Annotated in this window: 28 protein-coding genes; 15 read left to right on the forward strand and 13 right to left on the reverse strand. The window is 64.0% G+C overall.

The annotated features are described in order from the left end of the window. Window positions 1-12 precede the first annotated feature (12 nt). The 5 genes from QCE79_RS18125 (at window position 13) to QCE79_RS18145 (ending at window position 4,920) form a co-directional block, all read left to right on the forward strand. The gene (locus QCE79_RS18125; protein ID WP_244829867.1) at window positions 13-1,017 is read left to right on the forward strand and encodes a thiamine pyrophosphate-dependent dehydrogenase E1 component subunit alpha; all 1,005 of its coding nucleotides are present in this window, start codon (window positions 13-15) and stop codon (window positions 1,015-1,017) included. Between the two features lie 35 nt (window positions 1,018-1,052). Further along, the gene (locus QCE79_RS18130) at window positions 1,053-2,069 is read left to right on the forward strand and encodes an alpha-ketoacid dehydrogenase subunit beta (protein ID WP_309846626.1); all 1,017 of its coding nucleotides are present in this window, start codon (window positions 1,053-1,055) and stop codon (window positions 2,067-2,069) included. Continuing rightward, window positions 2,069-3,196 carry an acetoin dehydrogenase dihydrolipoyllysine-residue acetyltransferase subunit gene (locus QCE79_RS18135; protein ID WP_309846628.1) on the forward strand — a complete coding sequence of 376 codons (1,128 nt, stop codon included), beginning with the start codon at window positions 2,069-2,071 and terminating at the stop codon, window positions 3,194-3,196. The genes QCE79_RS18130 and QCE79_RS18135 overlap by 1 nt, the downstream gene beginning before the upstream one ends. A gap of 114 nt (window positions 3,197-3,310) precedes the next feature. Further along, window positions 3,311-4,060, forward strand: a complete 750-nt coding sequence (locus QCE79_RS18140; RefSeq protein WP_250528051.1) for a lipoyl protein ligase domain-containing protein — start codon at window positions 3,311-3,313, stop codon at window positions 4,058-4,060. A gap of 29 nt (window positions 4,061-4,089) precedes the next feature. Beyond that, window positions 4,090-4,920 carry a hypothetical protein gene (locus tag QCE79_RS18145; protein WP_309846632.1) on the forward strand — a complete coding sequence of 277 codons (831 nt, stop codon included), beginning with the start codon at window positions 4,090-4,092 and terminating at the stop codon, window positions 4,918-4,920. A 60-nt stretch (window positions 4,921-4,980) separates the two neighbouring features. On the opposite strand, the gene QCE79_RS18150 is transcribed toward QCE79_RS18145, so the two are convergent. The 3 genes from QCE79_RS18150 to QCE79_RS18160 all read right to left on the reverse strand — a co-directional run bounded on the left by QCE79_RS18150 (window position 4,981) and on the right by QCE79_RS18160 (window position 6,799). Then, window positions 4,981-5,505 carry a YMGG-like glycine zipper-containing protein gene (locus QCE79_RS18150; RefSeq protein ID WP_244829862.1) on the reverse strand — a complete coding sequence of 175 codons (525 nt, stop codon included), beginning with the start codon at window positions 5,503-5,505 and terminating at the stop codon, window positions 4,981-4,983. 16 nt (window positions 5,506-5,521) lie between these two features. Next, window positions 5,522-5,872 carry a hypothetical protein gene (locus QCE79_RS18155; RefSeq protein ID WP_244829861.1) on the reverse strand — a complete coding sequence of 117 codons (351 nt, stop codon included), beginning with the start codon at window positions 5,870-5,872 and terminating at the stop codon, window positions 5,522-5,524. A gap of 171 nt (window positions 5,873-6,043) precedes the next feature. Beyond that, on the reverse strand, window positions 6,044-6,799 hold the full coding sequence (locus QCE79_RS18160) for a DeoR/GlpR family DNA-binding transcription regulator (RefSeq protein ID WP_244829860.1): 756 nt from the start codon (window positions 6,797-6,799) through the stop codon (window positions 6,044-6,046). Between the two features lie 80 nt (window positions 6,800-6,879). Here QCE79_RS18160 and QCE79_RS18165 point away from each other — a divergent pair, with 80 nt between their 5' ends. After that, window positions 6,880-7,542 carry an NUDIX domain-containing protein gene (locus QCE79_RS18165; protein WP_309846635.1) on the forward strand — a complete coding sequence of 221 codons (663 nt, stop codon included), beginning with the start codon at window positions 6,880-6,882 and terminating at the stop codon, window positions 7,540-7,542. Here the strand turns inward: QCE79_RS18165 and modC are convergent. The 3 genes from modC to modA are packed head-to-tail and all read right to left on the reverse strand — an operon-like array spanning window position 7,464 to window position 10,014. Continuing rightward, window positions 7,464-8,576, reverse strand: a complete 1,113-nt coding sequence (gene modC, locus QCE79_RS18170) for a molybdenum ABC transporter ATP-binding protein (RefSeq protein WP_309846638.1) — start codon at window positions 8,574-8,576, stop codon at window positions 7,464-7,466. The genes QCE79_RS18165 and modC overlap by 79 nt on opposite strands. Then, on the reverse strand, window positions 8,569-9,249 hold the full coding sequence (gene modB / locus QCE79_RS18175; RefSeq protein ID WP_250510877.1) for a molybdate ABC transporter permease subunit: 681 nt from the start codon (window positions 9,247-9,249) through the stop codon (window positions 8,569-8,571). The genes modC and modB overlap by 8 nt, the downstream gene beginning before the upstream one ends. A 9-nt stretch (window positions 9,250-9,258) precedes the next feature. After that, on the reverse strand, window positions 9,259-10,014 hold the full coding sequence (gene modA, locus QCE79_RS18180) for a molybdate ABC transporter substrate-binding protein (RefSeq protein WP_250510878.1): 756 nt from the start codon (window positions 10,012-10,014) through the stop codon (window positions 9,259-9,261). A gap of 304 nt (window positions 10,015-10,318) precedes the next feature. On the opposite strand from modA, the gene QCE79_RS18185 reads away from it, so the two are divergent. The 3 genes from QCE79_RS18185 to QCE79_RS18195 all read left to right on the forward strand — a co-directional run bounded on the left by QCE79_RS18185 (window position 10,319) and on the right by QCE79_RS18195 (window position 12,128). Further along, on the forward strand, window positions 10,319-11,104 hold the full coding sequence (locus QCE79_RS18185; RefSeq protein WP_404989403.1) for an enoyl-CoA hydratase/isomerase family protein: 786 nt from the start codon (window positions 10,319-10,321) through the stop codon (window positions 11,102-11,104). A gap of 4 nt (window positions 11,105-11,108) precedes the next feature. After that, the gene (locus tag QCE79_RS18190) at window positions 11,109-11,789 is read left to right on the forward strand and encodes a glutathione S-transferase family protein (protein WP_309846644.1); all 681 of its coding nucleotides are present in this window, start codon (window positions 11,109-11,111) and stop codon (window positions 11,787-11,789) included. Between the two features lie 153 nt (window positions 11,790-11,942). Next, window positions 11,943-12,128, forward strand: a complete 186-nt coding sequence (locus tag QCE79_RS18195; RefSeq protein WP_250510881.1) for a hypothetical protein — start codon at window positions 11,943-11,945, stop codon at window positions 12,126-12,128. A gap of 510 nt (window positions 12,129-12,638) precedes the next feature. Here QCE79_RS18195 and QCE79_RS18200 read toward each other — a convergent pair. The 7 genes from QCE79_RS18200 to QCE79_RS18230 all read right to left on the reverse strand — a co-directional run bounded on the left by QCE79_RS18200 (window position 12,639) and on the right by QCE79_RS18230 (window position 17,458). Continuing rightward, a complete protein-coding gene (locus tag QCE79_RS18200; protein WP_250469002.1) occupies window positions 12,639-12,953 on the reverse strand; it encodes a cytochrome c in 315 nt (104 codons plus the stop codon). Beyond that, on the reverse strand, window positions 12,953-14,218 hold the full coding sequence (locus QCE79_RS18205; RefSeq protein ID WP_309846648.1) for a PQQ-dependent sugar dehydrogenase: 1,266 nt from the start codon (window positions 14,216-14,218) through the stop codon (window positions 12,953-12,955). Before QCE79_RS18205 ends, QCE79_RS18200 begins: the two co-directional genes overlap by 1 nt. A gap of 209 nt (window positions 14,219-14,427) precedes the next feature. Further along, window positions 14,428-15,222: a hypothetical protein gene (locus QCE79_RS18210; protein ID WP_250469004.1), complete on the reverse strand. Its 795-nt coding sequence runs from the start codon at window positions 15,220-15,222 to the stop codon at window positions 14,428-14,430. A gap of 221 nt (window positions 15,223-15,443) precedes the next feature. After that, window positions 15,444-15,614 (reverse strand): hypothetical protein, encoded by a 171-nt coding sequence (locus tag QCE79_RS18215; protein WP_244829849.1) that lies wholly within the window; start codon window positions 15,612-15,614, stop codon window positions 15,444-15,446. Between the two features lie 95 nt (window positions 15,615-15,709). Beyond that, on the reverse strand, window positions 15,710-16,117 hold the full coding sequence (locus QCE79_RS18220; RefSeq protein ID WP_244829848.1) for a type II toxin-antitoxin system VapC family toxin: 408 nt from the start codon (window positions 16,115-16,117) through the stop codon (window positions 15,710-15,712). Further along, on the reverse strand, window positions 16,117-16,353 hold the full coding sequence (gene vapB / locus QCE79_RS18225) for a type II toxin-antitoxin system VapB family antitoxin (RefSeq protein ID WP_244829847.1): 237 nt from the start codon (window positions 16,351-16,353) through the stop codon (window positions 16,117-16,119). The genes QCE79_RS18220 and vapB overlap by 1 nt, the downstream gene beginning before the upstream one ends. Window positions 16,354-16,585: 232 nt before the next feature. Beyond that, a complete protein-coding gene (locus QCE79_RS18230; RefSeq protein WP_309846653.1) occupies window positions 16,586-17,458 on the reverse strand; it encodes a LysR substrate-binding domain-containing protein in 873 nt (290 codons plus the stop codon). A gap of 113 nt (window positions 17,459-17,571) precedes the next feature. On the opposite strand from QCE79_RS18230, the gene QCE79_RS18235 reads away from it, so the two are divergent. The 6 genes from QCE79_RS18235 (at window position 17,572) to QCE79_RS18260 (ending at window position 25,112) form a co-directional block, all read left to right on the forward strand. Continuing rightward, window positions 17,572-19,116: an MFS transporter gene (locus QCE79_RS18235; protein ID WP_309846655.1), complete on the forward strand. Its 1,545-nt coding sequence runs from the start codon at window positions 17,572-17,574 to the stop codon at window positions 19,114-19,116. Between the two features lie 138 nt (window positions 19,117-19,254). After that, window positions 19,255-20,286, forward strand: a complete 1,032-nt coding sequence (locus QCE79_RS18240; RefSeq protein WP_250469012.1) for a TRAP transporter substrate-binding protein — start codon at window positions 19,255-19,257, stop codon at window positions 20,284-20,286. Window positions 20,287-20,291: 5 nt separating this feature from the next. Next, window positions 20,292-22,190: a TRAP transporter large permease subunit gene (locus QCE79_RS18245; RefSeq protein WP_309846657.1), complete on the forward strand. Its 1,899-nt coding sequence runs from the start codon at window positions 20,292-20,294 to the stop codon at window positions 22,188-22,190. A 32-nt stretch (window positions 22,191-22,222) separates the two neighbouring features. Beyond that, window positions 22,223-23,275, forward strand: a complete 1,053-nt coding sequence (locus QCE79_RS18250; RefSeq protein ID WP_244829842.1) for a LacI family DNA-binding transcriptional regulator — start codon at window positions 22,223-22,225, stop codon at window positions 23,273-23,275. Window positions 23,276-23,295: 20 nt separating this feature from the next. Next, window positions 23,296-24,321: a hydroxyacid dehydrogenase gene (locus QCE79_RS18255; RefSeq protein ID WP_309846661.1), complete on the forward strand. Its 1,026-nt coding sequence runs from the start codon at window positions 23,296-23,298 to the stop codon at window positions 24,319-24,321. Then, window positions 24,318-25,112 carry an amidohydrolase family protein gene (locus QCE79_RS18260; protein WP_309846664.1) on the forward strand — a complete coding sequence of 265 codons (795 nt, stop codon included), beginning with the start codon at window positions 24,318-24,320 and terminating at the stop codon, window positions 25,110-25,112. The genes QCE79_RS18255 and QCE79_RS18260 overlap by 4 nt, the downstream gene beginning before the upstream one ends. The last annotated feature ends 39 nt before the right edge of the window (window positions 25,113-25,151 follow it).

A 25,151-nucleotide genomic window follows, 5' to 3' on the forward strand; every position in this document is an offset into this window, starting at 1 on the left:
AAGGAGACAGACATGACATCGTCGCAAACCCCGCAGCATGCGGGAGGCTTGCCGTTATCGAAGGAAGAACTGCTGAGTGTCTACCGCAAGATGCGCACGATCCGCGATTTCGAAGAGCGTCTGCACGTCGATTTCGGTCGCGGCGACATCCCCGGTTTCGTCCATCTCTATGCGGGCGAAGAGGCGGCGGGCGTCGGCATCATGCATCACCTGAACGACGGCGACCGCATTGCGAGCACGCATCGCGGACATGGGCACTGCATCGCGAAAGGCGTCGATCCCGTCGCCATGATGAAAGAGATCTACGGCAGAAAGGGCGGCTCGTGCAACGGCAAGGGCGGCTCCATGCATATCGCCGACCTGTCCAAAGGGATGATGGGCGCGAACGGCATTCTCGGTGCGGGCGCGCCGTTGATCTGCGGCGCGGCGCTCGCGGCGAAGTTTCGCGGCAAGGGCGAAGTGGGCATCACCTTCGCGGGCGATGGCGCGTCGAACCAGGGCACCTTTCTCGAAAGCCTGAATCTCGCGGCGGTGTGGAATCTGCCGGTGATCTTCGTGATCGAGAACAACGGCTACGCGGAATCGACCGCGCGCGATTACGGCACGGCGGTGGATAGCTACGTGGATCGCGCGGCGGGCTTCGGCATTCCCGGCGTGACGGTGGATGGCACCGACTTTTTCGCGGTGCACGAAGCAGCGGGCGAAGTGATCCGCCGAGCGCGTGAAGGCGGCGGCCCGGCGCTGCTCGAATGCAAGATGATCCGCTTCTACGGCCACTTCGAAGGCGATGCGCAGACGTACCGCGCGCCCGGCGAACTCGACGATATCCGCTCGAACAAGGATTGCCTGAAGAAGTTCGCGCATGCCGTGACGCAAGCCGACGTGATCTCTCCCGGCGAACTCGATGCCATCGACCGCGAAGTCGCCGCGCTGATCGACCGCGCCGTGCAGGAAGCGAAGGACGCGCCACTGCCGGCCGCGGCCGACCTGCTCACCGACGTGTACGTGAAGTATTGATCGCCCATTCAAAACACTTAGCGAGACAAATCATCATGGCCCGAAAACTGAGCATGAAGATGGCGATCAACGAAGCCATCGACCAGGAAATGACCCGCGATCCGAGCGTGATTCTGCTTGGCGAGGATATCGTCGGCGGCGCCGGCGCGGACGGCGAGAAAGACGCGTGGGGCGGCGTGCTGGGCGTCACGAAAGGACTGTACGCCAAGCACGGCGACCGGCTGCTCGACACGCCGCTCTCCGAATCGGCGTACGTGGGCGCGGCAATCGGCGCGGCGGCGTGCGGCATGCGGCCGATCGCGGAATTGATGTTCATCGACTTCATGGGCGTGTGTTTCGACCAGATCTTCAATCAGGCCGCCAAGTTCCGCTACATGTTTGGCGGCAAGGCCGAAACGCCCGTCGTGATTCGCGCGATGGTCGGCGCGGGCTTTCGCGCGGCCGCGCAGCATAGTCAGATGCTGACGCCGCTTTTCACGCATATTCCCGGTCTCAAGGTCGTCTGTCCGTCCACGCCTTACGACACCAAGGGTCTCTTGATTCAGGCGATTCGCGACAACGACCCGGTCATCTTCTGCGAGCACAAGAACCTTTACGGTTTCGAAGGCGAAGTGCCCGAGAACTCATATGCCATTCCGTTCGGCGAGGCCAACATCGTGCGCGACGGCAAGGATGTGTCCATCGTCACTTACGGGTTGATGGTGCACCGCGCGCTGGAGGCGGCCGCGACGCTCGCGAAGGAAGGCATCGAAGCCGAGATCGTCGATCTGCGCTCGCTGTCGCCGCTCGATATGAACACCGTGCTCGAAACGGTCGAGAACACGGGAAGACTCGTCGTCGTCGATGAAGCGAGTCCGCGCTGCAACATCGCCACGGATATTTCGGCGCAAGTCGCGCAGCGAGCGTTCGGCGCGCTGAAAGCGGCCATCGAAATGGTCGCGCCGCCGCACACCCCCGTGCCGTTCTCGCCGACGCTCGAAGATCTGTACATTCCGAGCGCCGCGCAAATCGCCGACGCCGCGCGTAAAACGATGAAAGGAGGAAAGCACTGATGCCCGCAATCACACCGATCGTCATGCCCAAATGGGGCTTGTCGATGAAGGAAGGCACGGTAAACGAGTGGCTAGTGGAAGAGGGCGCGCAGATCGCCGTCGGCATGCCGATTCTCGATGTCGAAACCGACAAGATCGCCAACGCGGTGGAAGCGCCCGACGCGGGTACGTTGCGCCGCAGGGTTGCGTCGGCGGGCGACACGCTGCCGGTGAAAGCGCTCCTCGGCGTGCTCGCGCCGGCCGAGGTTAGCGACGCCGATATCGACGCCTACGTGTCGTCCTACGAAACGCCGCCGGACGAGGAAGGCGAGGGCGACGAAGCGGCGTCGGCATATCACTTCGTCGATGTCGACGGCATTCGCGTGCGCTATGCCGCGCGCGGCGGCGACGATGCGGGCAAGTCCGCGGTGCTGTTCATCCACGGTTTTGGCGGCGATCTCGACAACTGGCTCTTCAATCTCGACGCGCTCGCCGAACACAATCGCGTGTTCGCGCTCGATTTGCCGGGCCACGGGCAATCGACGCCCAAGGTGCCGGGCACGACGCTCGCCGATCTCGCGCGCTTCATCGCGAACTTCATGGACGCGGTGAATATCGAAAAGGCGCATCTCGTCGGGCACTCCATGGGCGGCGGCATCGCCGCGCAACTCGCCGTCGATGCGCCCGCGCGTGTGCAATCGGTCGCGCTCGTGTCGCCCTCCGGTTTCGGCGATGAAGTGAACAACGCGTACACCGAGGGTTTCGTGAGCGCGCAATCGCGTCGCGAGCTGAAGCCAGTGGTCGAGCTGCTGTTCGCCAATCCGGAGCTCGTCAGCCGCCAAATGCTCGACGACTTGCTCAAGTACAAGCGTCTGGATGGCGTGAGCGAAGCACTGACTGCGCTCGGTGGCGCGCTCTTCGGCGGTGGCCGCCAGAGCGGTCAGCCCGGAAGAAAGCTCGAGGAAAGCGGCAAGCCGGTGCTCGTGATCTGGGGCGCGAAAGACCAGATCATCCCGGCCGCGCATGCCGAAAACGCGCCGAAGCATGCGACCGTGCGCATATTCGACGATGCCGGGCACATGAGCCAGATGGAGAAAGCCAACGAGGTCAACGCGTTGTTGAAGGAGCATGTGGGCAAGGGCGTCTGATCGCGCGCAGGTTCGAGGCAACGCGCCGTCGAGGCGGCGCGTTCTCAGCCGCGCGCCCGCTTCTTCGCTACTATGTGCGATGTCGCTGTCACCGCGCGTCCTGACATCCACTCCATGCCCTTCGAATTGCTCGATTTCGAAACGCTGCCCGGGAATCCGCTGCAAGCCGAGGAAGCGCTGCTCGACCGCGCGAAAGCGGGCGATGCGGTGGCGCATCTGTGGGAAGCGCCGCGCTCGCTGATCGTGCCGCGCAGTTATCAGCGTTATGCGCCTTTGGCCGATGCTCGCGATGAATTCGCGCGACGCGGCTGTCCCGTCTGGCTGCGTTTGTCGGGCGGCGGGCTGGTTCCACAAGGTCCCGGCATTCTCAATCTGAGTCTCGCGTATCCCGTGCACGCGCCGATGGGCGCGCTTGCCGAGCCGGTCTATCTGCATCTGTGCGGCATCATCGCGGATGCGCTCAACACCCTCGGCGTGCTCACGCACTGGCAAGCGGTAGAAGGTTCGTTCTGCGATGGCCGCTTCAATCTCGCCTGGGGTCCCGGCCACGATGCGCGCAAGATCGCCGGCACGGCGCAATACTGGCGGCGCGTGTCGTCGTCCCTCGACGAGCAACCGCGCCATGCCGTGCTGGCTCACGCCGTTCTGCTCGTGGATGCCGATCCCATCGAGATCAACGAGCGCGCCAATGCGTTCGAGGCGCTCATCGGCAGCGGGCGGCGCTATGAAGAGATGAAGGTCGTGACCGTGGCGCAAGCGCTCGCCTACGAAGGTTTCGGCATGCCGCCCGGGCTGCGCGAGCGCGTGCGAAATGCCATCGCGGCGCGCGTCGTGGCCGCCGATTTGCCGCAAGCTCCTCTTTAACGCAGCGCTCATCGACCATCGAGGTCATCATGCCGTTCAGACTCGCTTCGAACGGTTTCTTTTTTGCGCTGTGGGTGGCGGTGTGCGCCGCCGCGCCCGAGTTTCTCTGGCAAGGGCTGTTCTCGCTCTTCGGACATTTCTCCTTCAGGGATGCCGCCGCCGCGTTGCTCATCGGCGCGATTCTCGCGTTCTTCGTCGAGCCGCTGCTGGAGCGCTTGCGCGGGTTGCAGGGACACGTGCATCGCGCGGAGAAATCGCCCGCCTTCGCCGCGTGCGAAGCGTTGAGCTTCGCGGTCGTCGCGGTGTGCGTGCACGAAGCGATCACCGTGTATGTAGCGGCGAGCCATTCGAACGAACAGGCCAGCGAGAACCTCGCGAAGGCGGTGGGACAGGCGCTGCAATGGGCGGCGATCCCGTTCGTCATCACGATTGCGTGGATGTCGGCGCGCGGGGCAGTCTGGATGATGTGGACCGCAGCCGGGCTCGCCGTGATCTTCAGCTACCTGACCGGCGTGCTCTTCGAATGGCAGACGCACGTGCTGGTCACGAGCGTGATTCCGGCGATTCTCGTGCTGATCTCGGGATGCATCATCGTGCGCGAACAGTGGGATGCGGACACGTTTCGCCGCTGCGCACGGGCACTCGCGGTGATCGCGCTTGCGTGGCTCGTGCTCTCGGGCGCGGTGCAATGCGTGCTATGGCTCGCGCACGTGCAGTCGTTTCGCCTTTACGACACAGCCGAGTTCCTCAGCGATCTGCGGTTTTATATCGGCTGGGTGACCGGACTGCTCGTGGCGCCGGGAATCGTGGCGCCGGCACTGGCGCGCCCCGACGATGATCAATGGAAACCGCGTCTCTGAGCTGCGATGCCTTCGTAAAAAAAGCGCCGCTGAGGAAGGCTCAAGCGGCGCGTGTCGATGTCAGCTCGAAGGCGGAGGAGGCGGTGGCATGCCCGGCGGAGGTGGCGGTGGCGGCGCGTAATACGCCGCGCCGTTCGGTGGCGCCGTGCGCAACGGACCTGCGACCGGAACACGATCGCCCGCTGCGTACATGCACTGCAGATACGCGTAGTCGTAGCGGCGCTGCACGCCGTAGCCCGACGTTTGCGCCGCGCCCATGCCGACCGCGCTGCCGGTCAACAATCCCGCGCCCGCGCCGATAGCCGCACCCGTGCCGCCGCCGAACGCCGCGCCCGCTGCCGCGCCGATGGCGGTCCCAACCACGGCGCTCCCCACCGCGCTGTTCGTCGCAGCCTGATCTGCGGTGACGCCGCCCGTTTGCTGAAACGCGAACTGACGGCACGATGCGTCGTCCGCGCGGAACTGGTCGAAGGTCTTGCCGGTGCCGGGCAGCGCCATCACGCTGGGTCCGGTCGGCATGACCGTGCACGCGGACAGACCCAAGCCTGAGAGCGCGAGAAAAATAACGAGCCTGCGAGTATTCATAAAAGCCAGCTTCGATTCAATTCGATGGCGGCGGGGGTTGCGCCGGAACTTCGCGCCATCCACCGGGACACTGCTTGACATACGGGTAGTACGTGCGCGATCCCTCGCAGTAATACCAGGTGCCGCCCGACTGAGCCTGAGCCTGTGATTGGTCGGGCTGGCCTTGCTCGACATAAGTGGTCGGCGCGGCGGGCGCCGGAACGATGACCTGCGGCGGCGCATAGTAGTACGGCACGGGCGCCACCGGATACGGGTAGTACAGCGGCCCGCCGATAAACACGCCGACGTGACCGCCCGCGTGCGCCGTGGCGGCGAAACCCGCCGCGGCAAGCGCCGACAACGCGATGAGAGCCTTCACGCGATTCACGACATTTCTCCAAAAAATTTCGCCTGACCCGTTACCGTACAGCATGGAGAATTCCTGCCCGGACCGCGTTTGGCGTATTTTTCTACGCTATTCCAGTTGCGGAGGAAATTCAATTACGGCTCTCCCGATGAATCTTTCGGCGCGTTACCCCGTAACAAGTTGCGGCATCGATCAGGCGCGAAGGATGGTCACGCCTGCTTGTTCGATGGGATCGGTGAGACGTGCATCCGTCGCACTTTCGACGATGACCGTCTGCGCAAGCTCGATATCGCCGATACGGTATGGCGATGCCGCGTTGAGCTTGGCGGCAGACGCGAGCACGACGGTCTCCGCCGCGCGCGCCGCGAGCGCGCGCTTGATATGCGCTTCCTCGAAATCGCCCGTGGTCAGCCCGGCAGTGGGATGAACGCCCGTGACGCCCATGAAATACAGATCGGCGTGGATATGCGACATCGCTTCGACGGCCGCCGCGCCGACCGTGACGATGGAATGCTTGAAAAGCTTGCCGCCGATCAGCACGACTTCCACCGTCGCGTGTTCGGCGAGCGCGACGGCCACGCTCGGACTATGCGTGACTATCGTAACCGCGAGGCTTGCGGGAAGTTGCTGCACGAGCAAGGCCGAAGTCGTGCCGCCATCGACGATCACGATTTGCCCCGGTTCGATCATCTCAACGGCGCGCCGCGCGATACGGCGCTTCGCCTCCGATTCCATTTCCTGCCGACGCGCAAACGGCGCCACGGCCGGAGAAGCGGGCAGGGCGCCGCCGTGCACGCGTTGCAGCAGACCTTCCGCAGCCAACTCGCGTAGATCGCGGCGCACCGTGTCTTCCGACACGCCGAAGCTCGCGCTCAACTCGCTGGCGAGCACCTGACCGTCGCGCGCGAGGGCGTCGAGGATTGTTTTCTTGCGTTGACTCGTGAGCATGATCGTTGCACGAATTTGCTTGTAATTGCACGAAACTGCACGTTACCATGGAAGGCACCACCACGCCATGGAAGACTGCAATGACTGAGACCAAGGAACGAGTACGCGTGCTCGATACCGCTGTTTTATCCGACGACTGGTACGTGCTGAGAAAGGTGACTTTCGACTTTCTGCGCCGCGACGGCACGTGGCAGCGCCAGAGCCGTGAGACCTACGATCGCGGCAACGGCGCGACCATCTTGCTGCGTAACCGGCATAACGGCCACGTGCTCCTGACGCGCCAATTTCGCATGCCGGCTTTCGTCAACGGCCACGACGGCATGTTGATCGAAGCGCCTGGTGGCCTGCTCGACAACTCGACGCCGGAAGAACGCATTCGCGCCGAAGTCGAGGAGGAAACCGGGTATCGCGTGCAGCACGTCGAAAAGATCTTCGAGGCGTTCATGAGCCCCGGATCGGTGACGGAGAAACTCTACTTTTATCTCGGCGAATACGACGGCTCCATGCGCGTCAGTGACGGCGGCGGCGTGGAGGACGAAGGCGAGGAAATCGAAGTGATCGAGGTGCCGTTGGAGAAAGCGCTGGCCATGATCGACAGCGGAGAAATCGCGGACGGCAAGACCATCATGCTGCTGCAATACGCCGCGCTGAAAGAGCGCCGCGATCAGGCGAGCAGCGAGACGGCCTTTACCTGCGCCCAGACCCGCACGCCCGCGACAATCTCCAGCCGGTCCAGCGAATAACGCGTGATGCGCGCGAGGAGCGGCGAGCCGTCCACGTCGAGGCGCACGACGACTTGCGCGGGGTCCGCATCGTCGGCGATGTCGAACACGACTGCGGGCAGCAGATTGAGAACGCTGCTCGACGTGTGCGGTTCATTGCCGGCGATCAGGCTTACGTCGCGCGCTTTCACGGCGACACGCATCGCGCGGCCTCGTTCGACTGGCGCATGCACGACGGTGAGCGAGGCGCGGCCGCCCGGCAGCGCGAGCGACAGCAAACCATAACGCGCATCGTGATCGGCGACGATGCCTTCCAGCACCACCGATGCATCGTCGGCGAGCGCGAGCGGCAGATCGAGCCGCGCGAGCGTATCGGCAATTGCGCCGCTTGCCAGCGCGCGACCGGCTTCGAGCAGAACGAGGTGATCCGCGAGGCGCGCGACTTCCTCGGGCGCGTGGGTCACGTACAGCACGGGGATATCGAGTTCGTCGTGCAGACGTTCGAGATACGGCAGGATTTCGAGCTTGCGCTTTTGATCGAGCGCGGCGAGCGGTTCGTCGAGAAGCAAGAGACGCGGACTCGTCAACAGCGCCCGAGCAATGCCCACGCGCTGGCGTTCGCCGCCCGACAATCCGCCCGGATCGCGCTCCAGCAGATGCCCGATGCCAAGCAGTTCCGCCGCCTGTTCCAGGTCGACGCGTCGCTCGCGTGCCGCCACGCGATCGAGCCCATAGCGAAGATTCTTGCGCACGCTCAAATGCGCAAAGAGACTGGCTTCCTGAAAAACGTAGCCGAGCGGACGCTTGTGCGTCGGCAGAAAAACGTTGCGGTCGGTATCGAGCCACACTTCGCCATTGACGACGAGCCTTCCCGCGCGCGGCCGTGCGAGTCCCGCGAGACAGCGCAGCAGCGTGGTCTTGCCGGAACCCGAATGGCCGAAGAGCGCGGTCACGCCGCGTCCCGGCAAGCGCAGATCGACATCGAGCGTGAAGCGGCCTTGTTCGACGAGAAAGCGCGCCTCGATGGCTTGACCGGTCGATGAGATTTCAGGCATGCACCGCCGCCGATCGACGGCTCGAATAGAGCAGCAACAGCACGATGAACGAGAACAGCACCATGCCGCCCGCGAGCCAGTGCGCCTGCGCGTATTCGAGCGCTTCGACGTGATCGAAGATCTGCACGGAGACCACGCGCGTGCGCCCGGGAATATTGCCGCCTATCATCAGCACGACGCCGAATTCGCCGACCGTGTGCGCAAAACCGAGGATCGTCGCGGTGATGATGCCCGGCCGCGCAAGCGGCAACACGACAGTGAAAAACGTGTCCCACGGTCCCGCGCGCAAGGTCGCGGCGGCTTCGAGCGGACGGCTGCCGATGGCTTCGAACGCGTTCTGCAGTGGCTGCACGACGAACGGCATCGAATAGATGACCGAGCCGATTACGAGCCCCGCGAACGTGAAGGGCAAGAGGCCGATGCCCGACGCCTGAGTGAGCTTGCCGACGTAACCGTTCGGCCCCATCAGCACGAGCAGATAAAAGCCGATGACGGTAGGCGGCAGCACGAGCGGCAACGCCACCACCGCGCCGACGACACCCTTTGCTCGCGAGCGCGTGCGCGATAGCCACCACGCGACAGGCGTGCCGATGACGAGCAGAAGCGCCGTCGCCAGCGACGCCAGTTCGAGCGTCAGCGTGATGGCCTGGAGATCGGCGCTATCGAGCGGCATCGCGAACAATCAGAGCTGATAGCCGAACGAGCGGATCACCTCGGCGGCCTTCGGTCCCTTGAGGTAATCCTCGAACTGCTTCGCGACCGGATTGTCCTTGCCCTTGTTGAGAATGACCGCGTCTTGCTTGATCGGCTCGTGCAGCGATTCCGGCACGATCCACGCCGAACCGCTCGTGATCTTGCCGTTCTTGTAGATCTGCGAGAGTGCGACGAAGCCGAGTTCGGCATTGCCCGTCGCGATGAACTGCTGCGCTTGCGAGATGCTCTGCCCTTCGACGATCTTCGATGCCACCGCCTGCGTGAGCCCGAGCTTGTCGAGCGTCTGCGTGGCGGCAAGTCCGTACGGCGCGGCTTTCGGATTGGCGATCGCCAGATGCGTGAACTGGTTCTTCTTCAGCACTTCGCCTTTGTCGTCGACGTAACCTTCCTTCGCCGACCACAACGCGAGCGCCCCGGTCGCGTAAGTGAAGCGGCTTCCCGGCACCGTCATGCCTTCGCTTTCGAGCTTGGCGGGCGTGGTGTCGTCGGCGGCGAGGAATACTTCGAAGGGCGCGCCGTTCTTGATCTGCGCATAGAACTGACCCGTCGCGCCGAACGAAGCGACGACCTTGTTGCCGGTATCCTTTTCGAAGTCCGCTGCAATGGCCTGCACGGGCGCCGTGAAATTGGCCGCCACGGCAATCTGCACTTCGCCTGCAAACGCCGACGAAGCGGCGAAGCCCACCGCCAACGAAAGCAAAGTGCGCAACAAACGAGTCTTCACGTAAAGCTCCTTGGGTTCTGTTTTATTGGCTGCACCGGATTGCGCGCTGCTGGTCTTGGATCTTCGCGCGGTCATGGAATCCGGCGAGCACCGTAATATATACGACTATATTGCGTTCGGGCATGCTCGCTGCATCACATGACGAGTATGGGTCTCCTCGGATGATTTCGTGTGAGTGAGACTCATGAAAATCGATTGACCGCCGCCGCGATGTTCGCCGAAACTTTGCAAATCATCCGCCTGGAACTGAGCACGGCTCAACTTTCGGTGGCAAGCATAAGGAGACAAGGACATGTCCGACGCCATGAATCTGCAACGCATCAAGCTCTCGGTGACGGGACACGTCGCCCGCGTGACGCTGGATCGCGCCGATGTACGCAACGCCTTCGACGACGCGACCATCGTCGAACTGACTGCCGCCTTTCGCGCGCTCAACGACGACACGAGCGTGCGCGTCATCGTGCTCGCGGCGAACGGCCCGGCCTTTTGCGCGGGCGCCGACCTCAACTATATGAAGCGCATGGCCGGTTATTCGGAGGCGGAAAACCGCGCGGACGCGCTCGGGCTTGCGACCATGCTCAACACCATCTACACGAGCGCGAAGCCGGTGATCGCCAGCGTGCAGGGCGATGCCTACGCGGGCGGCATGGGCCTCGTCGCCGCGTGCGATATTGCGGTGAGCGTGGACAGCGCGAACTTTTGCCTATCGGAGGCGAAGCTCGGGCTCATGCCCGCGACCATCGCGCCTTACGTCATTCGCGCGATGGGCGCGCGCGCCGCGCATCGCTACTTCGTGACGGCCGAGCGTTTCGATGCGACGGAAGCGCTGCGTATCGGCTTCGTGCATCAACTGACGACGAGCGGCGAGCTCGACCGAACCGTCGATGCAATGGCGAACAACATCGCGTCCAACAGCCCGAACGCCGTGGGCGAGTGCAAGCGGCTGGTGTCGGAACTCGCGGGCAAGGTCATCGACGATTCGTTGATCTCCGATACGGCCGAACGCGTCGCGCGCATTCGGGCATCGGACGAAGGGCGCGAGGGCGTGCAGAGCTTCCTCGAAAAGCGCAAGCCGTCATGGCTCGGGTGACGCGATGATCACACTGCATCATTGCGTGAGCGCGCGGTCGTTCCGGCCGCTTTGGGCGCTCGAGGAAATCGGCGTGCCGTACCAACTGAAGATGCTGCCGTTTCCGCCACGTGTGGTGGCGCGCGAGTTCATGCAAGTGAACCCGCTCGGTACGATTCCGGCGTTCAATGACGACGCGCTCTTTATGACCGAATCGGCCGCGATTTGTCAGTATCTTGCGGCGTGTTATTCGCCCGGCGCGCTGGATGTCGCTTCGCACGAAGCGGACTTCGGCCGCTATCTCAACTTCCTGCACTTCGGCGAGGCGACGCTCACGTTTCCACAGACGCTCGTCTTGCGTTACACGCATCTGGAGCCGCCCGAGCGCCGGCAGCCGCAAGTCGCCGAGGATTACGCGAAGTGGTTTCATGCGCGTCTGCGCACGCTCGTGCCGCTGCTGGAGCGCGAGGCTTTTTTGTGCGCGGGGCGGTTCACGGCCGCGGATATCTCGGTTGGTTATGCGTTGATGCTCGCGGAGCATATCGGTTTGCACGAACGCTTCGCGGAGCCGATCGCCCGCTATTGGTCCCGATTGCGCGAACGCGATGGTTTCCAGCGAGCCATGCGCGCGCAAGGCGACGCGGCTGTCGCGCAGGGCGTGTCGCCCGATCCATCGCCGGATATGCGGCCGTTCGGCTCGCGCTAACAGCCTTCCGGCTCGACGCGTGAAGGCGGGCGCACGTCGTCCCTCCTTCACGTCCCCCCATCCGCGGGGCTGTGCAGAACGCCATCGAACCTTAATCTGCTCATCAGGCGCTCACGTTTGCGAGCGCAAATCAGACAGACGAGGTAACTGGCGATGTACGTCTTCTCCTGGCTCTTATCGATGATCGTCGCGCTCGTGGCAACGGGCACGATCGTATTCGCGATGCCGCGCTCGGCCGCCGACGAACTCAGCGTAGCGACCGCGCCGCACACTTTCTTCAGCAGCGAATTGAATCGCATGACGACGATGCTGGCGTCGTGCGTGACAGACGCAGACTGACACTAATCGAGGCGCGCCGCACGATGCAAAGGCGCTCACGGTTAGCGGTTTGGAATCAACACGTTGCACTGATTTCCATAACGATATCCACAGGCTTGTGCAGAAGATCTGTGGACAACCAGGGCCGGGGGCGCCTGGAAACGAAAACCCCAACCGGCGCACGGGGAGCGCTGGGGAGACCACATACGATGAGACGTGAAGGCGTCCAGGCGAGCGGGCCCAATAGGTTCGAGGTTCGATGCGAACGAAAATTCACCGCGCGGAAAAGCGCAGGGGAGACCAACAGTCAATGCGGGGAACGAGGCGCGCGGGGGTGCGCTTCGGCGGTGAGACGTGCGTAAGCGCCGCAAGCGGGCGAAAAAAAAGCCCGCTGCATTGAGCGGGCTTGAATCCATATCGGTTGAGACATGGAGGAGACAAGGCTTAGTATAAACCCTTACCCACCCAAGTCAAGCATCAAACCAAAAAATTTGCGCTGGGGAAGGGCATCGTCAAGCAAGTCTGCTTCGGTCATTGCTTGCCGAGACTGTGGTAGTACGCCGCGAGATTGGCGATATCCGCCTCGGACAAGGGTTTCGCGACCATCGACATCATTTCGTTCTGGCGCGCGCCCGTGTGAAAGTCGGTCAGCGCCTTCACGAGGTACTCCTCCGTCTGCCCCGCGAGGTTGGGCGCTTCCGGCAGCTTCGACATGCCGTCGAGCCCGTGGCACGCCTGACACTGCGCCGCCTTCGCGCGCCCCGCCTTGATATCGCCCGCTGCGAGCGCGACGCTGGATACCGCCAGCATCAGGCTCGCCACCACGGCTGTCTGCGCCGGCCGCATCACTTCGACCCCGAATACGAAATACGATAGATGGCGCCAGCATAGTCGTCGGATACCAGCAGCGAGCCGTCCTGCAATACCTGGACATCGACCGGGCGTCCCATGTACTCGCCGCTCGAAGTGAGCCAGCCATCCGCGAAGACTTCCGGTTCGCCTGCCGTGCCGTCGTCCTTGACGGGCACGTACATGATGCGTGCGCCGATGGGCTTCGTGCGATTCCACGAACCGTGTTCCGCGACGAAGATGCCGCCCTGGTACTTGTCCGGGAACGTCTTCGCGTTATAGAACGACATGCCGAGGTCGGCCGCGTGCGCCGCGAATTCGACTTGCGGATACACCAGGTTCGCCGGCGGATTCTGATCCTTGTAGTCGACGGTTCGCACCTTGCCGCCGCCGTACCACGGGAAGCCGAAGTTCTCGCCCGCCTTGGTCGCGCGGTTCAGTTCGCCCGGAGGAATTTCGTCGCCCATGCCGTCGACCTGGTTGTCGGTGAACCAGAGCGTCTTGTCCTTCGGATTGAAGTCGAGGCCGACCGAATTACGCACGCCGTGCGCGTAGGTTTCGCGGTTCTTGCCGTCTTGATCCAGACGGATGATGCCCGCGAGCCCGTTCTTATCGATATCGGCGAGTTTGTCTTTCGGCGGCACGTTCCACGGCTGGCCGAGCGCGATGTATAGCTTCTTGTCAGGCCCGATACGGCACGCGCGCGCGCCGTGATTGAAGCTCTCGAACGTCGCCGGGATCAGCTTGCCTTGCGGCACGACGACCGCCGCGGCCACGTCCGGCCCGCCGTCGCCGAAGAACTGTGCCGCCGGGAACCCGAGCACGCGATTCTGCTCGACCACGTAAAGCACGCCATCCGGCGAGAAGCAGACGCCGTTCGGCACCTTGAACGTGACCGACGAGGCGAATTGAACGACGTCATCCGCGACGCGCCTTTTGGTTCGATCCGTCACCTGCCATACGCGATTCTTGCGCGTGCCGACGAACACCACGCCCGTCGAAGGCTCGATAGCCATGTGCCGCGCTTCCGGCACGATTGCATACAGGTCGATCTTGAAGCCTGGCGGCAGTTTGATCTGCTTGAGATTTTCGCGCAGCGCGTCGGCGGTCTGACCGCCTTGCGGCACCTTTTCGGCCTGACTCGTGCCGGTCTGCTTGAAGTTGGACAGCGAATTGAGATTGTCTTGCGCGGCGTTCGCATACGGCAGGCAGGCGAGCATGGCGCCGACCGCCAACGGCAAAAGCTTGAGCGTTGCGTTCATCTGGTTGTCTCCTTGTTGTTACGGCTTATTGAACCTCACTGAACAACACGACTGATGACTCTCGCCGAAGGAGACGGCGTCACGCGAACCTCGACCAAGCACGCGCATCACGACGCCGCTGCCTACGGTAGCAACAATCTTAGAATACGAATCGCCCGCTGCAAGCAGCGAGCCGGTTTTTTTCACGCGCTGATAAAAAGCGTCGGCAGCTATTTCCTGCCATCGAAGAGAAAGACGTTGGCACGGTCGGGGCTCGGCAGCGCGACCAGCAGGCGCGGGCCGTCGAGCACGGCGGCGCCCTTGACGGTCGCGTCGGGCAGCGGGCAGGGCGCGGGGCCGAACGTCACCGAGACGTCGTAGGCGTTCGCGCCGGGACGCGGCGCCACCGTTCCCTTGAAGATGCAACCGGCGCTCGTCGTGCCGGCGGCGTAGCCATCGGCGGCGACGGTGATGCGCGTGGTCGTCGCGCCTCCGAGCGACATTCCGCGGCCGCTGTAGAGGCCGCCAGCGTTGGCGAGGCTCGGTCCGGTGTCGAGCATCGGCGCGGCGTTCACGTTGAAGGCGAGGCCCGCGCCGCCGTTTTTGCTTGCGACCGTGCCGCTTACGGCCGGCGCTTGCGCGAAGTTTGCGCTGAAGTTGGCGGCGGTGGCGGGCGCCCGGCCCACGCGATAGTCGAACGCCGAGGTGCTCGCGAACTTGCCGTCGCTCGTCTGCGTGCCGCCCGTGGCGATGGCGACGCCCGACAGGTTCGTGCCGCGCGTGTCGTTCGGAGTGCCGTAGAAGAGATACGCCGAGCCATCGAAGAGCACGAGCAGCGTGGCATCGGCCTGACCGTTGTCGATTGTCCCTTTGTAGACGCCGCCCGATGGCAGCGTCGTCGTGACGGTGCCGGGCGGTGGCGGAGCGGAAGAGTCGGTTGCGCAGGCCGCGAGCGCGAGACTCAGGGCGAGCGGCAATGTGAAAGTCAGCGGGACTGGCGGCTTGAATCTTGTGGTTATCGTCACTCTGGACTCCGGTCTCGATCGAGGCGGCATCGTGCGATGCGCGCGGTGAACGTCCTGTATAGGCGCTGAAAAAGCACAGGTCAAGCGCGATGCACGACCGTGCGGCGCGCCGAGTCTTCCTCGTTCAGCGTCTTTACGACGGCTTCATGGCGATGCGATCAGAATGCAGACGTGGTGAAACTCGTAAGTGACGCCGTCTCGTTCGAACATGGCTTGTTCGCTTAGTAAGCGCCTGCGATCGGCAACAGCAGATAGGGCAGCAGCGCCTCGTAAGACATGGCCGTCGCTTGCGTGTCGGGCAAGGTGGGCGCGGTATCGATCACGGGTGCGTCGCGCCCGATGTCGATGTCGACGAGCGATGCGCCTGCGATGGGTGTCGGTTCGATCTTCATTTTCCCCTCCTGTCATGCAGCGTATGAGGGGAAGTCTGGGCGCGAAGAGTTAGGACAGTGTGAGGCCGCAAGGCTCTTGCGTCAGGACGCGCGTCTCAAGCGGGACCGTCGAGCCAGTTTTCGATCTTGACGCCTGGATAGTGAGTGAAATCCCTCACGTTGTTGGTCACGACCGGTACGCCGAGCGCAACCGCATGGGCCGCGATCAGCTTGTCGAGTGCGTCGTGCTTGCGCTCTCGCGTGGCCGCGCGGATCGGGCCATAAGCGCTTGCCGCTGCCTCGTCGAAAGGCGCGACTTCGATCAGTTTCACGAGCGCAGCGAGATTGTTCCGCTCGCGCCTGGGCCGCGCACTCGTGCTTGCGCCGTATGCCAGCTCCGCGAACGTAATCGATGACATGACGACGTCGCCGACAAAGAGCTGCGCGAAACGCCGCGCCACCTGTTCGGGCTGATTCTTCATTAGGTAGATACACATATTCGTATCGAACAAGTACTTGGGCATCAGAGCGCGTCCCGTTTGTCTTGCGTCTGATCGCCACGCCCCTCCGACATGAAGTCGGCGCCAAAACGCCCGAAACAGTCGAGCGCGCCGGCAAGCGGGCGGCGCAGGCGGCGAATCCGCAATTCGTCGCCCACGCGTTCAATCTCGACTTCCGTTTCCGTTTCGGGAAACGCGATATCGGCGGGAATGCGAATGGCCTGCGAGTTGCCATTGCGAAAGATTCGGGTAATAGCCACGTTGACACCGTGTGTGTACATATGTGTGTACTGTACCAGACGGATCGAAGGAACGGTTGATTGCATGGCGGCGTTCTTGAAGTCAAAGGAAATCGAACAAAGCGCGGAAAGGTTTTTGCTCATGCGTCTTATCGTGCACCAACCGACGCAATCAGAAAACTACCCCGATCGGCCAATCCCATTTATGTATCGATCATCCAAGCAAAGCCAACAATGCAACCGGAAATTCGCTTCACGCCTTCGAAGCCATTTCCAAAAACCCCTTCACCGCCGCCCCTTTCTCGAACCGCCGATACACCACCGCGACTTCCGAAGGCACCGGCTTTCCCGCGATCTCGCGATACTCAACGCCCGGCACCGTCACGCATTGCGCGAGCGATCGTGGCACGACCGCCACATCGCCGCCGAGCGACACATGCGCGAGCACATCCGACAGCGTGCCCGGATGTCCGGCGATGTGCGGCTCGAAGCGCCCGCGTCTTCCAACCTCGAGCGTGCCGGACTCCTGCTCCGGCAACACGAACGACTGACCACGCAGCTGCGCGGGCGTGATGGTTTCCAATTGCGTCAGCGGAGAATCGGCCGGTAGCGCGACGATGAACGCATCGCGACGCACCGTGCGCACCTCGACGCCATCCGGATACGGCACGGGCGGCCGCACGTAAGCGATATCGATATGACCGTCGATGAGCAGCGCGCCCGCCTCGCGCATGACGATCTCGCGGATACCGATGGCAACCTGCGGATAGCGCGCACGAAAGCCGCGCACGTGTGTCTGCAGCACGCCCGAATAAACCGCCGAACCGACGTAGCCGATCACGATCCTGCCCAGCTCGCCGCGCTCCGCCAGCGCCGCGCGCTCGGCCCCGCGCGCGAGATGATCGAGCGCGCTCGATGCCTCGACGAGATACGCCTCGCCCGCCGCGGTCAGCGCCACCGAGCGCTTCGTACGCTGAAAAAGCCGCACGCCAAGGAGCCGCTCCGCTTCCTGAATTTGTCGCGTGAGCGCGGGCGGCGCAATGCCGAGTTCATCGGCGGCACGCGTGAAATGCAGATGCCGCGCGACGCTCAAAAAGCAGCGCACATGGCGCAATTCCACTGGCATGAGAGCCTCGCTTCATATTGTCGAATGCATCAATTATTTGGAGATTCTATGTCAATGACAGACAAGAGTGATCTCACTAGCATCGATAGTTTCATCGTCAACATTCGCCCGCCATGTCCGACACCGCCGATGTCTCGCCGAACCAGTCCGCCGCGCGCTTCGTGCTTCTCACCGCATCGGCGACTTGCGCGCTGATCACGCTCGATACCAACGTCGTCGCCGTGGCGCTGCCATCCATCGCGCGCGATTTCCACGCCGGTTTCGCCGATGTCGAATGGGTCGTGAGCGCCTACATGGTCGCGTTCGCCGCGTGTCTGCTGCCGGCGGGCGCGCTCGCCGACCGCATCGGCAGAAAGAAGATGCTGATCGCCGGGCTCGCGGCGTTCGCGCTGGCCTCGCTCGGCTGCGGCCTCGCGCCTTCCGCGTTCGCGCTGAATCTGGCGCGCGCGGCGAAGGGCGTCGGCGCGGCAATGCTGCTCACGTCCGCGCTCGCGATCATCGCCAACACCTTCCACGAAGGCGCGGCGCGCGCTCGTGCATGGGCGATCTGGGGCACCTGCATGGGGATTTCGACGACCGTCGCGCCACTCGTCGGCGGCGCGATCACGCAATGGTTCGGCTGGCGTTGGATCTTCCTCATGAACCTGCCGATCTGCGCGCTGCTCGCGTGGTGCGCGTGGCGCGGCATGCGCGAGTCGCGTAATCCGCATGCGGGATCGCTCGACCTGCTCGGCAGCGCGATCTTTGCCGCGTCGCTTTCGCTCGGCATCTGGGCGCTGATCGGCGGTCAGGCCGATGGCTGGACGAGCTGGCGTACCGAAGCGCGCCTTGCCGCGTGCGCGGCGCTCCTGGTCGTGTTCGTGCGCGTGCAACGCTCGCGCGCGCATCCGATGATCGATCTCTCGCTGTTTCGCGAACCGCGCTTCGTCGCCGCCGTGCTCGCCATGTTCGGCTACGCGGCCTGCGCGCAAGTCATGATGACGTTCCTGCCGCTTTATCTGCAAAACGCGTTCGGCTTGACCGCGGTGCGCGCGGGCGTCGGCATGTTGCCGTTCGCGCTCGCGATGATCGCCGGGCCGCATCTCGGCGCGGCGCTCGGCAAGCGCGTGCCTGCAATGGCGCTGCTCACGTTCGGGCTTGCGACCATCGGCGTGGGCAATCTGCTGACGGCGTGGTTCGCGTCGATGTCGTATTACGGGCTCATCGCGGTCTCGATGATCGTCACCGGACTCGGCGCGGGCATCCTCAACGGCGACACGCAGAAGGCGATCATGGCGTGTGTGCCGGCGCATCGCACGGGCATGGCGTCGGGTATCAGCACGACGACGCGCTTTACGGCCATCGTCACGTCGGTGGGCGTGCTCGGCGCGGTGCTCGCGGCGCGCACGAAAAGCGCGCTCGATCTGCATGCAAGCGGTTTCCCTGCCCTCATGCACGCGCTCGATGAAACCTTCCTCTCGCGCGTGCTTGCGGGCGATCTGGCACACGCGGGCGCGGGCGGCAACGCGGCTGTCGTCGCGATCGCACGTGCGAGTTTCGCGAGCGGCTTCGCGGCTGCGTTAGGTGTGGCGGGCGTGAGTGCGTTGCTCGTGGCGTCGGCGGTGTGGGTGCTTGCCGGACGCAGCGAGCGGGCTAGCGCTGTGCGAGTCGACGCGTAGAGAACCATCCGGCGCGCGGCAGAATCAGCGGGATAACCCCTATGGGTGAAGATCCGCCCGCCGTTTACTGTATCGATACACTAAATCGATACAGCCGCAACCGGCGCACTGCGATCCGCGGCTCTCAGGAGACAAGACATGCAATCGACATCCCGGCGACGCTTCCTTCAAACCGCCTCGGCGGCCTCGCTCGCGGTGGCGGGCGGCGCGTTGCCGTCGCTCGCACGCGCGCAGGCGCCGGTCGCGCTGCGGCTTTCGTCGTCGATGCCCGCGAATCAAAACGCCGCGCACTACGTCTGGTATCAGTACCTGGCTGAAAACCTGAAGGCGAGCGTGGGCGAGCAGATTCGCATCGACTATTTTCCGAACAATCAGCTCGGCAAGGAAAGCGACGTCGTTCAGCAAGTGAAGGTCGGCGCGGTCGACATGATGGTGACGGGCTCGTCCATCTGGGCAACGGTTCTGCCCGAACTCGGCATGCTCGATCTGGGTTACGTCTTCGATAACTTCGATCACGTCGGCCGCGCGATGGACGGCAGCGTCGGCCAGAGCTTCGACAGCCTGCTGCAAAAGCGCGCGGGTTGCTCGGTCATCACGTGGGGCTATTCGTTCGGCGGCCGCAACGTGTTCACGAAGAAGCCCGCGCACTCGCTCGCGGAAATCAAGGGCGTGAAACTGCGCGTGCTGCCCACGCCCGCTTTCATGGACACGTTCAAGCTGATGGGCGCGGTGCCGACGCCCATTCCCATCGGCGAGTTGTACATGGCGGCGCAAACCGGTGTCGTCGACGGCTTCGAGCACGACTGCGCGACCGTGCTCGCGAGCAAATACGACGAAGTGGTGAAGTCGTGCTGGCAGACGCAGCACGTGTTCAGCCCGCTCGTCGTCGTGATGGGCCGCCGCTCGCTCGACAAGATTCCCGCGAATCTTCGGCCGGCCTTCCAGAAGGCCGCGCAGGATGCGACGGCGAAGCAGCGCACGGTAGCCGTACAGACGGCGGCGCGCGCCGAGCAGGAACTGAAGCAGCGCGGCATGACTTTCTTCCCGATGTCGCCCGCGGACCGCGAGACCGCGCGTCACGAAATGCAGACGCAGTTGTACGCGAATTTCGCGAAACAGTATCCCGCGACCGCGCCGCTTTTTCCGGCCATCGCCGCCGCACGAGGCTAAACGCCATGACCTCTTTCTCCGCGACGCCCGGCCCCGAAGCGCAGCTTGCGGCCGCGCCCGGCTTCGGCCAGAAGACCGCGCTCACGCGCGCGCTCGCCGTCGTCATGCGCTGGATCGAATACCTTTGCGCCGCCGTGCTCGCGGCCGATGTGATCGTGGTGTTCGTCTCCGTCATCTATCGCTACTTTCTGCACGATCCAGTCGATTGGGCCGAGGAGATCGCGCGCGCGTTGATGATCGTGCTGGTCTTCTTCGGCGCCGCGACCGTGCTTGCGCGCAGTCAGCATGTCGGCGTCGATCTGTTTCGCGCGGCGCTGCCCGCACGCTGGCAACCGGCGCTGATTCAGGCCGGGCACTGGATCATCGCGGGCGTGGCGGCCAATCTGTGCTTCTCGTCGTGCCTCTTGCTCGTCGATTCCTACGGCCAGATGACGCCAAGCGGCCTGCCCGCGTGGATCAACGTGTATCCGCTCGTCGCGGGCAGTGTGTTCATGGCGGTGTTCGCGCTCGCCAATGCATTGAACGGGCCGCGCAAGACGGTGTTCGGCGCGCTCATCGGTTGCGTCGTGGTCGCGGCGGCGCTGTTCGGCTGGAACGCGCTCATGCCCGATCACGCGATCAAGCCGGGCATTCTGCTCGCGGCCGGTTTCGTCGGCGGACTCGTGCTCGGCGTGCCCATCGGCTTCGTGCTCGCGTTTTCCGCGTTGCTGTATTTTCTCGCCGAGCCGACCCTGCCGATCCTCGTCTACTCGCAACAGGTGATGGCCGGCGCCGACCACTTCGTGCTGCTCGCCATTCCGTTCTTCGTGCTTGCGGGCTTGCTGATGGAAACCAACGGCATGTCGTCGCGGCTGATCGAACTCCTGCTGCGTATTTTCGGTCGCGTGCGCGGCGGGCTCGGACTCATCACCATCATGGCGACGGCGTTCTTCTCAGGCGTGTCCGGCTCGAAGCTTGCGGATATCGCGGCGGTCGGCGGCGTGGTCATGCCGGCCGTGCGTCAGAGCAAGCAGGACCCGAACGAAGCGGCGGCGCTCCTCGCGTGCAGCGCGGTGATGGCCGAGACCATTCCGCCGTGCGTGAACATGATCATCATGGGCTTCGTCGCGAACATTTCCATCGCGGGGCTGTTTCTCGCGGGCGTGGTCCCGGCGGCGGTGCTGGCGCTCGCGCTTGCCGTCGTCGCGGTGATCTTCGGGCGTCGTATCAACGTGGCCGATGCGCTCAAGAACCGGCGTGCGTTTCTGCCGCTGATGGGCGGCGCGTTCGTCGCGCTCGTGATGATCGCGATGATCGGCAAGGGCGTGACCTCGGGTATCGCGACATCGACGGAAGTGTCGGCGTTCGCCGTGGTCTATGCGCTCGTGGTCGGCTGGCTCGCGTTTCGCGAACTTACGCCGCGCAAGGTGGCGCGCGTGTTCGTGCGTTCGGCGTCGATGGCGAGCAGCATCCTGTTCATCGTGGCGGCGGCGTCGAGCGTGTCGTTCGCGCTCACCATCGAGCAGATTCCCGCGCTCGTCTCCGATGCCATGATCAACTTCGCGCATCAATACGGGCCGACGATGTTCCTGCTGCTGTCCGTGCTCATCATGATCGTCTTCGGCGCGGTGCTGGAAGGCGCACCCGCGCTTATCATCTTTGGACCGCTTCTCACGCCGATCGCCACGCAGCTCGGCATCAACCCGCTGCACTTCGGCACGGTGATCGTCGTGGCGATGGGGCTCGGTCTGTTCGCGCCGCCCGTCGGCTTGGGGCTTTTCGCGACCTGCGCGATCACCGGCACGGAAATGAAGGCCGTCGCGAAACCGATGGTCAAATATCTGGTGGTGCTGTGCGCCGCGCTCGTGGTACTCATTCTGGTGCCATCGTTTTCTCTGTGGCTGCCGACCCGGCTCGGCCTGTAGCCTGTTGTCCGAAGTCCGAAACAAGAACTTTCATGAGCACCATTCAGGACGTGGCCCGCCACGCTGGTGTATCCGTAAGCACGGTTTCCAACGTGCTCAACGGCCGCACCGACCAGATGCGTCAGGAAACGCTCGCGCGGGTGCAGGCCGCGATGACCGCGCTGCAATACCGTCCGAGCACGCTCGCGCGCCAGCTGAAGACCGGTCAGACGCCGCTCGTCGGCTTGCTCGTGCCGTCCATCGCCAATCCGATGTACGGCTATATCGCTCGCGAGGTCGAGACTTACGCGCAAGAGCGCTACGGTTATCGCGTGCTGATCGGCAATACGTATCGCGACCCGGCGAAGGAAGCGTCGTTCTTCGAAGATTTGCTCTCGCACGGCGTGCGGCGCGTAATCGTGATCTCATCGCTCGCGGATGAGCGCCATCTGGAAACCGCGGCCGAGCGCGGCATGGTCGTCGTGAGCTACGACCGGCGCGCGACCGAAGGCGAGACCACGCGCATCGATCACGTCACGCCGGATAATTTCGAGGCGGCGCGGCTCGCGACGCGGCATCTCATCGCGCATGGTCACACACGGCTCGGTTATGCGACGCTCGCCGGCATGACGCTGAGCCGGCGCGACAAGATTCGCGGCTTTCTCGCCGCCGCCGAGGAAGCGGGCCTCGGCCACGGCGCGCGCGTGCTCGACAGCGGCCCGGTGAACGAATACGGCGACTCGATGATCGCGGAGAACGGTCGCGCGCTCGCACGCCAACTCTCGGAAGACGCCGCGCGGCCGACCGGAATCGTCGCGGTCAACGACCTGATGGCGCTCGGTCTGATGGCGGGTCTGCGCGAATCGGGCTTGCGCGTACCGGACGATATGTCCGTGGTCGGCATGGACGGGCACTTTCTCGCCGCTATCTCGAACCCCGCGCTCACGACCGTGCAACTGCCCGTTCCTGCGATGGCCGCAGCCATGGTCGAGCGCGTGATGCGTCAGCAAGACGACGCTGTAATCGATTCCGCGCAGGCGCTATTCACCGACATCACGCTCGTCGAGCGCGAATCCGTGGCGCCGCCTGCCGCAAAAGCAACGTAGAAGCCCTTCAGGACCGAGACATGAACAAGGTTTTCGTGAGTCATCCCCGGCACATGCTGGAACACTATTTCGGCGCACGCGCAAGCGCGGCGCTCGACGCCATCGCCGATGCGACCTACAACACGGAAGACCGCGAACTCACGACCGCCGAACTCATCGCGGCCGCGCGCGATGCCGACGTGATCATCGGCTACCGGCAGACCCCCGCGCCACGCGAACTGTTCGCAGCCTTGCCGCGGCTTGCCGCGTTCGTGCGCTGCGCGGTGGATATCCGTACCGTCGATGTCGATGCCGCCAGCGATCATGGCGTGCTCGTCACGCAGGCGAGCGCGGGCTTCGTGCCGGCGGTATCGGAATGGGTGATCGGCGCGATGATCGATCTGGGCCGCGCCACCACGGCTTATGCGTCGGCATACCGTCGCGGAGAGATGCTGGCGCCGAAGATGGGTCGCGAGTTGCGCGGCAGCGTGCTCGGCGTGATCGGCTACGGGCAGATCTCGCGCTATCTGTGCGAACTTGCGCTGGCGTTCGGCATGCGCGTGGACGTGTCCGATCCGCACGCGAAGATCGACGATGATCGCCTGAGTCAGAGCGATCTTCCGGCCTTGCTCGCCGCCGCCGACTTCGTGGTGTGCCTCGCGCCCGCGAACGATGCGACGCGCAATCTGATGAACGCGCAAGCCTTCGCGACGATGAAGCCGGACGCGTATTTCATCAATGCGGCGCGCGGCGAACTCGTCGACGACAATGCCTTGCTGGCCGCGCTGCAAAGCGGCCGTCTTGCGGGCGCGGCGCTCGACGTGGGGCGTGCGCCGGACCAGATGCCTTCGCCGGCGCTGTGCGCGCACGAACGTGTGATCGCGACGCCGCATGTCGGCGGCCTCACGCCGGCTGCGATCGAGCATCAGTCGATGGAAACCGTCGCGCAAACCGAAGCGCTGTTTCAAGGGCGCATGCCGATGGGCGCGGTCAATCCACGGCATGCGTTCAGGCTCGCGCAGCGTGAAGCGCCGAAAGTCGACGCCATTTCGAGCGACGCGCGATGAACGCCTGCGATTGCCACCTCCACGTCTACGACGACGCTTACCCGCTTGCACCGAGCGCGACGTTCCGGCCGCCATCGGCGCCTGCATCGGCTTATCGCGAAGTACAGCGCGCGTTGGGCTTGTCGCGTGCGATCGTCGTGCAGCCGACCGGCTACGGCTTCGACAATCGCTGCACGCTCGCGGCCATCGAACAACTGGGCGAGGGCGCACGCGGCATCGCGGTCGTTCCGCCCGACGTCGACGATGCCGAATTGCAACGTCTGCACGAAGCCGGCATACGCGGCGTGCGCTACATGATGTTTCCTGGCGGGCTGCTTGCGTGGGACAGCATCGAGGCGATGTCGGCACGTATCGCGCCGCTTGGCTGGAACATCGATCTTCAGCTCGACGGACACACGCTGCCGCAATTTGAGGCGCTGCTCGCGCGTTTGCCGTCGAAGCTCGTGATCGATCATATCGGCAAGTTTCAGGGGCCGGTCACGCCTGCAAGCGATGGCTTCGCGTCCCTATGCCGCCTGCTCGACGGACCGCGCTGCTGGATCAAGCTCTCGGCGCCTTACGAGAGTTCACGCAGCGGTGCGCCGGAATACGACGACATCGCACCGATCGTGCGCACACTGGCCGCGCGCTATCCGCAGCGCGGCGTGTGGGCGTCGAACTGGCCGCATCCGAACGTGCAGCCGGTTCCGGATAACGCGAGCCTGCTCGACTGGTTTTCTCATTGCATGCCCGATGAAGCCACGCGCGGCAAAATCCTCGTCGATAACCCCGCCGAGCTTTACGAATTCTGAAGCCTGTTCCATCCTATGCTTGAACAGCCACGGCTCAAG

Origin of the sequence: Caballeronia sp. LZ003 (assembly GCF_031451465.1) — a bacterium.
Lineage (GTDB): Bacteria > Pseudomonadota > Gammaproteobacteria > Burkholderiales > Burkholderiaceae > Caballeronia.

Bases quoted from the DNA above. Each gene is read 5' to 3' on its own strand.
- QCE79_RS18260 (WP_309846664.1), top strand. From the start codon at position 24,318: ATGAACGCCTGCGATTGCCACCTCCACGTCTACGACGACGCTTACCCG.
- QCE79_RS18165 (WP_309846635.1), top strand. From the start codon at position 6,880: ATGACTGAGACCAAGGAACGAGTACGCGTGCTCGATACCGCTGTTTTA.
- QCE79_RS18230 (WP_309846653.1), bottom strand. From the start codon at position 17,458: ATGCCAGTGGAATTGCGCCATGTGCGCTGCTTTTTGAGCGTCGCGCGG.
- QCE79_RS18250 (WP_244829842.1), top strand. From the start codon at position 22,223: ATGAGCACCATTCAGGACGTGGCCCGCCACGCTGGTGTATCCGTAAGC.
- QCE79_RS18160 (WP_244829860.1), bottom strand. From the start codon at position 6,799: ATGCTCACGAGTCAACGCAAGAAAACAATCCTCGACGCCCTCGCGCGC.
- QCE79_RS18195 (WP_250510881.1), top strand. From the start codon at position 11,943: ATGTACGTCTTCTCCTGGCTCTTATCGATGATCGTCGCGCTCGTGGCA.
- QCE79_RS18135 (WP_309846628.1), top strand. From the start codon at position 2,069: ATGCCCGCAATCACACCGATCGTCATGCCCAAATGGGGCTTGTCGATG.
- QCE79_RS18145 (WP_309846632.1), top strand. From the start codon at position 4,090: ATGCCGTTCAGACTCGCTTCGAACGGTTTCTTTTTTGCGCTGTGGGTG.
- QCE79_RS18220 (WP_244829848.1), bottom strand. From the start codon at position 16,117: ATGCCCAAGTACTTGTTCGATACGAATATGTGTATCTACCTAATGAAG.
- QCE79_RS18205 (WP_309846648.1), bottom strand. From the start codon at position 14,218: ATGAACGCAACGCTCAAGCTTTTGCCGTTGGCGGTCGGCGCCATGCTC.
- QCE79_RS18130 (WP_309846626.1), top strand. From the start codon at position 1,053: ATGGCCCGAAAACTGAGCATGAAGATGGCGATCAACGAAGCCATCGAC.
- QCE79_RS18150 (WP_244829862.1), bottom strand. From the start codon at position 5,505: ATGAATACTCGCAGGCTCGTTATTTTTCTCGCGCTCTCAGGCTTGGGT.
- QCE79_RS18215 (WP_244829849.1), bottom strand. From the start codon at position 15,614: ATGAAGATCGAACCGACACCCATCGCAGGCGCATCGCTCGTCGACATC.
- QCE79_RS18240 (WP_250469012.1), top strand. From the start codon at position 19,255: ATGCAATCGACATCCCGGCGACGCTTCCTTCAAACCGCCTCGGCGGCC.
- QCE79_RS18245 (WP_309846657.1), top strand. From the start codon at position 20,292: ATGACCTCTTTCTCCGCGACGCCCGGCCCCGAAGCGCAGCTTGCGGCC.
- modC (WP_309846638.1), bottom strand. From the start codon at position 8,576: ATGCCTGAAATCTCATCGACCGGTCAAGCCATCGAGGCGCGCTTTCTC.
- QCE79_RS18185 (WP_404989403.1), top strand. From the start codon at position 10,319: ATGAATCTGCAACGCATCAAGCTCTCGGTGACGGGACACGTCGCCCGC.
- modB (WP_250510877.1), bottom strand. From the start codon at position 9,249: ATGCCGCTCGATAGCGCCGATCTCCAGGCCATCACGCTGACGCTCGAA.
- QCE79_RS18235 (WP_309846655.1), top strand. From the start codon at position 17,572: ATGTCCGACACCGCCGATGTCTCGCCGAACCAGTCCGCCGCGCGCTTC.
- QCE79_RS18125 (WP_244829867.1), top strand. From the start codon at position 13: ATGACATCGTCGCAAACCCCGCAGCATGCGGGAGGCTTGCCGTTATCG.
- QCE79_RS18190 (WP_309846644.1), top strand. From the start codon at position 11,109: ATGATCACACTGCATCATTGCGTGAGCGCGCGGTCGTTCCGGCCGCTT.
- QCE79_RS18140 (WP_250528051.1), top strand. From the start codon at position 3,311: ATGCCCTTCGAATTGCTCGATTTCGAAACGCTGCCCGGGAATCCGCTG.
- QCE79_RS18255 (WP_309846661.1), top strand. From the start codon at position 23,296: ATGAACAAGGTTTTCGTGAGTCATCCCCGGCACATGCTGGAACACTAT.
- QCE79_RS18200 (WP_250469002.1), bottom strand. From the start codon at position 12,953: ATGCGGCCGGCGCAGACAGCCGTGGTGGCGAGCCTGATGCTGGCGGTA.